This window comes from Serratia sp. A07 (genome assembly GCF_058725505.1).
This window is the reverse complement of record NZ_JBZXDO010000141.1, coordinates 1-1,896: the sequence shown is the minus strand read 5'-3', so window position 1 is coordinate 1,896 and position 1,896 is coordinate 1. Positions and strand designations below refer to the sequence as shown.

At 59.2% G+C, this 1,896-nt stretch carries 2 protein-coding genes and 1 pseudogene; all 3 read left to right on the top strand.

Translation table 11 applies throughout. The features are described 5' to 3' along the window. Positions 1-708: pseudogene (locus tag AC4PR2_RS28615) on the top strand (ParB/RepB/Spo0J family partition protein); the annotation flags it as partial. Between the two features lie 386 nt (positions 709-1,094). After that, positions 1,095-1,364, top strand: coding sequence for a hypothetical protein (locus tag AC4PR2_RS28610; protein WP_492176013.1), 270 nt, complete (start codon positions 1,095-1,097; stop codon positions 1,362-1,364). Positions 1,365-1,448: 84 nt separating this feature from the next. Continuing rightward, a complete protein-coding gene (locus tag AC4PR2_RS28605; protein WP_492176012.1) occupies positions 1,449-1,694 on the top strand; it encodes a hypothetical protein in 246 nt (81 codons plus the stop codon). Positions 1,695-1,896 lie beyond the last annotated feature (202 nt).

Below are 1,896 nucleotides of genomic sequence, written 5' to 3'. Positions count from 1 at the left end.
ACAGAACCCCAAAACAAGGGCTACAGCGCCGCACTGCTGCGCAGCCTGACCGCCGAGCGGACACTGGCGGTGCAGGCGGCGTTGACCGGCAACCCGCAGGTGGCGCTGGCGCTGCTGGTGCATACCCTGCTGATTAAAATGACCACGCCGTGGGCAGGCAGCGTGCTGGGTGCCAGCGTCAGCCAGCAGCGCGGCACGTTACTGACCCATGCCCCCGCCAGCGCAGAAACCGACCGCGCCATGACGCGCCTGAGCGAGGTGGAGCAGGGCTGGATGGCGCGATTGCCAAAAGGCTGGGAGCAGGACTTTACCGTGTTGATTGACTGGCCGATGCCGACACTGGTTGACCTGCTGGCGTTCTGCGTCAGCGGCGGCATCGATGGCCTGTGCGAAAAGACTGACCGCAACGGACGGGCAGGGGCGCAGCTTGACGGACTGGAAGCGGCGTTGGGCTTTACCCTGCGTGACTGGTGGGTGCCGACCGCGCAGAACTGCTTTGCGCGTCTCAGTAAAGACCAGATAGGTGACGTGCTGGTTGATGCTGACCGACTGGCACAAGCGGCCTCGGCGCTGAAGATGAAGAAAGCGGACGCGGCGATACTGGCCGAGGCCGAAATCAGTCAGACCCGCTGGGTGCCGCCGTGCCTGACGCCCTATGTGCCGGTGACGACAACCCAGCCCGCAAGCGACGACAGCGAAGCGGCGTAGCCAATACCACGTACCCGTCCGTTGATCCGGGCGGGTTTTTAGGGCAGGCGGCAGGCGTTTGTCCGACCCCGCGCACCTTGCGGCGCATCGAGCGCCACCGGCGCGTTGAACCGCCACGCGGCACTTGCCGGCAAGCCGGCGCCGCAAAGGCCGCCCCGGCGTGACGCCGTGTCGGGTGTGTTCCTGCTCATTCGGCCCCGGTGGCACTCTCTCGTCAGCCCCTTACGCGGCCGCTTTTGTAGCACCGTCGCCCGTGTGCCCGCAAGGGTAAATGGCACGCCGCACGCGGCGCCCTTGCGTTCCCCCGTTCGCCGTTGCCACGTCAGCTTTTTTGCCGCGAAAGGTCCCGACGAGAGAGACATCAACCACCGAAGGAGAAAATCAGCATGAACACACAAAACGTCAACGTCAAAACCGCCGCTCAGGAGCCCTCGGAAAGATATGGGCAACGGCGTTGGGAGATCATGTTTTTCGGTCAAGGTGCCAACGGATCAATTCCAATGTTTTCACGCATAACGGCTAAAACAGCAGCAGAGGCAAAGGCGCGCTTTATTTCGCTGTTAAATCCGGTGAATGGGTATTTCCTGGGCGAGCCGGTACAAATTTTGGATACAGAAATTAAGGAGGTCAACGGGGGCGGGCAATCCCTGAATTGAAAAAGCAGGCTTGCGCCTGCTTCCTCATGCCGTGCTGACTCGTGGAAAGTCAGTGCGGCTTCAATAACCGATTGGAGTAAATCTATGACTATTGAGTTTTCAATCATCGCACCTGCTGCGAGAAATGTACAGAGTGGCGCAAATAAAAAGCACAAGCGCATCAAGCGCGATTGCATTGCGGCCAACGACGTCGATCCCAGCGTTAAAGCATGGAGTCGTCATATTGCCAAAGCTCAACGCAAAGGCCAGCGCGTCCATATTCCGGCGCTCAAGGGCAACGAGTTAGGGCAGTTACTTCGCGCTCTGGAAATCAAACGGGCATACGCCTGATAAACCGACCGCCGCCCTAATGGGCGGCGGTATTTATCTCATGTGTAGAGGTTAAGCATGTCAAATGCAACAGAGAACGGCGCGAGCACAATAGAAAATATCGGCATCAACGACAATATGGGCGGCGATGTCATTCCTTCGGCTGCGATTGATGTCATTATAGCTCAGCGAAATTTGGGGTTAACTGAACTGAAAGCGGCGG

What these genes read in the sequence shown, in the direction of transcription:
- AC4PR2_RS28610 (WP_492176013.1), top strand. Translation starts at nt 1,095, where the DNA reads ATGAACACACAAAACGTCAACGTCAAAACCGCCGCTCAGGAGCCCTCG.
- AC4PR2_RS28605 (WP_492176012.1), top strand. Translation starts at nt 1,449, where the DNA reads ATGACTATTGAGTTTTCAATCATCGCACCTGCTGCGAGAAATGTACAG.